This is a genomic window from Rhodococcus sp. (in: high G+C Gram-positive bacteria) (assembly GCF_049286785.1).
Lineage (GTDB): Bacteria > Actinomycetota > Actinomycetes > Mycobacteriales > Mycobacteriaceae > Rhodococcus_F.
In genome coordinates this window covers 1-3,126 of record NZ_JBAQEO010000706.1, presented here as the reverse complement: position 1 = coordinate 3,126, position 3,126 = coordinate 1, and the positions used below count along the sequence as shown (strand labels likewise).

5 protein-coding genes are annotated in these 3,126 nt (G+C 68.1%); 2 read left to right on the top strand and 3 right to left on the bottom strand.

Annotated elements, in window-relative coordinates:
- The first annotated feature begins 5 nt into the window (after positions 1-5).
- Positions 6-905 (top strand): alpha/beta fold hydrolase, encoded by a 900-nt coding sequence (locus WAW17_RS25480; RefSeq protein ID WP_422335660.1) that lies wholly within the window; start codon positions 6-8, stop codon positions 903-905.
- A 56-nt stretch (positions 906-961) separates the two neighbouring features.
- Here WAW17_RS25480 and WAW17_RS25475 read toward each other — a convergent pair whose 3' ends face one another.
- Positions 962-1,843 (bottom strand): RES family NAD+ phosphorylase, encoded by an 882-nt coding sequence (locus WAW17_RS25475; protein WP_422335659.1) that lies wholly within the window; start codon positions 1,841-1,843, stop codon positions 962-964.
- Positions 1,843-2,553: a hypothetical protein gene (locus WAW17_RS25470; RefSeq protein WP_422335658.1), complete on the bottom strand. Its 711-nt coding sequence runs from the start codon at positions 2,551-2,553 to the stop codon at positions 1,843-1,845. Before WAW17_RS25470 ends, WAW17_RS25475 begins: the two co-directional genes overlap by 1 nt.
- A 108-nt stretch (positions 2,554-2,661) precedes the next feature.
- On the opposite strand from WAW17_RS25470, the gene WAW17_RS25465 reads away from it, so the two are divergent.
- Positions 2,662-2,832: a hypothetical protein gene (locus WAW17_RS25465; protein ID WP_422335657.1), complete on the top strand. Its 171-nt coding sequence runs from the start codon at positions 2,662-2,664 to the stop codon at positions 2,830-2,832.
- Between the two features lie 84 nt (positions 2,833-2,916).
- Here WAW17_RS25465 and WAW17_RS25460 read toward each other — a convergent pair.
- A partial coding sequence (locus WAW17_RS25460) for an integrase core domain-containing protein (protein ID WP_422335656.1) occupies positions 2,917-3,126 on the bottom strand: 210 nt, incomplete at its 5' end.

The window sequence follows — 3,126 nt, the reverse complement described above, 5'->3', positions numbered from 1 at the left end:
ACTTTATGGATCCCGTAGTCACACAGCCCGAACTCCGCGGTGCCGGTGTCACGCTCGCTGCCGACCGGTGGGATCCACCGTCACCGGGGGCTGGCGGATCCGGCGTCGACAGAAAGGGCTTGGTGCTGTTGCTGCACGGCGGCGGGCAGACCCGCCATTCCTGGCGGAACACCGGACGCAGCCTCGCGGCGGACGGCTGGTCCGCGATCGCCGTGGACGCACGTGGGCATGGGGACAGCCAGTGGGCACCGGACGGGGACTACGGCATCGATGCGTTGGTCGCCGACCTGACGTCGGTCGTCGCCGGGCTGGGGGAGAAGCCGGTGCTCGTCGGTGCCTCGATGGGCGGGATGACGTCGTTGATCGGGCAAGGGGAGAACCCGGAGCTTGCCCGGGGGCTGGTCTTGGTCGATATCGCGCCGAAGGTCGAAACCAGCGGTACCGCGGAGATCATGGCGTTCATGCGCAGTGGACTCGAGGGTTTCGCGAGTCTCGACGACGCTGCTGCGGCGATCGCGGCGTATACCCCGAACCGTGTTCGCAAGCCCAACCCGGACGGGTTGCGCAAGAACCTCCGCCTGCGTGATGGGCGCTGGTTCTGGCATTGGGATCCGGCGTTCCTTCGCCAGGGCGACGAACCTACTCGCCAGGCGGATTCGATCGTGCGCTACGAACGTGCCCGGGCCGCCGCGGCGGCGGTCACCGTTCCCACGATGCTCGTGCGTGGCAAGCAATCCCATGTGGTCAGCGAGGAAGGCGCCAAGGAGCTGCTCGAGCTGATCCCGACCGCCACACTGATTGACGTTGCCGGGGCCGGTCATATGGTCGCCGGCGACGACAACGATGTCTTCAGTGGCGGATTGAAGGGATTTCTCGACGAAGACGTTGTCGCATTGCGTAACTGAAGCCATCGAGGCCCTCGAACGTAACGACCAGAGCTCAGTTCGGATCTGCATCTGTGTCAGTGGCATCGGTGGTGGGATTCGCTCCGCAACCTGTGGCCGTCCGACCGACTGCCTCCCGCAGCCCTGTGCTCGAGGCCTACGCGAAGTCTCGAGGATCTCCTCGGCCGTAGTTGTTTGAAATAGCGTGTGAGGTAAAGATATTCAACGATCGCGGCTAGCCCGTCACCCCAATGCATCACCGTCGGTGTCGTTTGTCGGAGGTTGTTCTCGCTGCTGCGGCTCAGGTGGGGGAGAGGATGGCGCTGTGGTCGGCGATGATGCGGGCGACGAGGTCGCGGCCGGGGCCGTGGTCGAGTGGTAGGGGTGTGGGTGGTGGGGTCGACGGTCAGGTCGGGGTGGGGTGTGATCGCGGGGTCGGTGGTGAGGATCCAGGCGAGGGTGTCTTCGTTGTGGCGGGGCCGGTAGGCGAGTCCGTCGAGGTCGGGGTCGGCGGCGCGGATGGCGTGGGCCCATCGCCTTGTGGTGACGTAGTGCCGGGCTTCGCATTTGGTGAGCCAGAGGTCTTGTCCGACCGCGGCCAGGTGCGGGCCGTGTAGTGCGGCGGTGGTGAGGGAGCGGGTCACGGTGAGGGCGGTCAGGGTGCGACCGGCCACGGCGGACGAAGGAACGATCCGGGCGATGGTGGGGTCCAGGGGGAGGTCCCGGCAGATGGTTTCGGCGATCGCCCCGTCGGGAGTGTCGGCGATATAGAGGTAGGCGTAGCTGCCGTCGAGGGAGTCGAACCGGCCGCCGGCGAGTTCGTCGGGCTGCGCGGTCGGGTTCGGGGTGTGCGGGGCGCGGTGGCTGCTGTGCACCCGCCACACCACTGTGCCAGCGGTGAGCACGGTCCGGTGCGCCGGCCGGAGTAAACCTGCGGCCGGTGGTTCGATGTTCGGCATCAGTCGGGCAGCACCGCGGAGGCGAGCCGCTCGAGCTTCCGGCCGGCCGCGGGGTCCGGGTCGGCGGCGAGGTCGGCCGGGGTCTGCCCCTCGGGCAGGCGGGTGGAGGGGGTCAGCCACCACGAGGCCACACCCCACGGGTCGGCGGCGGCGCCGAGGGCGGTGTTGACGGCGGCGACGGCCGCATGGACTGAGGCGGTGGCCTCGTCGAACTGGAATGCCGGGTACCGGTAGCTGTTGCCGACGGGCAGGGCGACGACCTTGCCGGTGGTGCGCAGGCGGGAGGCGACGGTGCGATCGGCTGCGGGTCGGTGCAGGACGGCGGCGACCTGACCGGCGGTGAGCATCGGGTGGTCGAGGATGTGCCGGCGGGCGGCCTGCTCGAGTTCGGCTTGTGCGATGGCGTCGTCGACCAGGTCGGCGCCGATCCGGGCGGCCTGGGTGCGGTCGGTCAGGGTCGGTGCCATCGCCAGCAGTGCGGTGACCTGGTTGCGGACCAGGTGCATCTCGGGGCGGGCGGCGAGTTCGGAGGCGACGACGTCGATCAGTTCGGGGGTCGACAGATCCGACAAACGCCGTTCGTCCGGTGACGGAGCGGCGTGCGGACGGTCGCCGGCACGTGCGTAGCGGCCGGTGGCGGTGTCTCGGCGCAGGCGGTAGCCGGCGAGCTTGTGGTGTCGCCGGGGAGAGATCGATCGGTGGGTCGACATGAGCACTCCTTGCTACGTTTGCACCGTAATCTTACATCGTTGCTTTCGTTGCGGCGAGGCGTGGGGTGCATGCTGTTGATCACCGCCCACGCAGGACAAAATGGGACCGTGAGTGACCGCACCGCTGCAGACGTCGAGCGTGAACTCGCCATGCTCGCCCACGTGCGCGACCGCCTGCGGGCTTCGGAGGGCAACGACTTCCGCATCCCGACCACCGCCGTCGACCAGGTTCTCGATGAGCTCAACAGGCTCGAACGATCACCGTGGGATCCCACCTGATGCCGTGCGGGGCCCGGGGTGCTGGCCACCGGTGTGAAGGGGTGGCGGGCACGGGGTTGGTCGCGCCCCAATGACGTCACCGGGCTAGGTGTATGAGCTCATGACGTTGGTGACGCCGGCGTGGAGTCGGGTCGCTGGTGGCCGGTTCCCGGCGGCAGTGTGAGGTCGGTAGTTGTAGTGGACGTTCCAGACTTCGAGGGCCTGGGATCGGTGTTGCTCGGAGGTCCATTCGCGGGCGTAGAGGAACTCCTCGGCCAGGATGCGGTTGTAGCGCTCGACCTTGCCGTTGTGACG

What these genes read in the sequence shown, in the direction of transcription:
- WAW17_RS25480 (WP_422335660.1), top strand. Translation starts at nt 6, where the DNA reads ATGGATCCCGTAGTCACACAGCCCGAACTCCGCGGTGCCGGTGTCACG.
- WAW17_RS25475 (WP_422335659.1), bottom strand. Translation starts at nt 1,843, where the DNA reads ATGCCGAACATCGAACCACCGGCCGCAGGTTTACTCCGGCCGGCGCAC.
- WAW17_RS25470 (WP_422335658.1), bottom strand. Translation starts at nt 2,553, where the DNA reads ATGTCGACCCACCGATCGATCTCTCCCCGGCGACACCACAAGCTCGCC.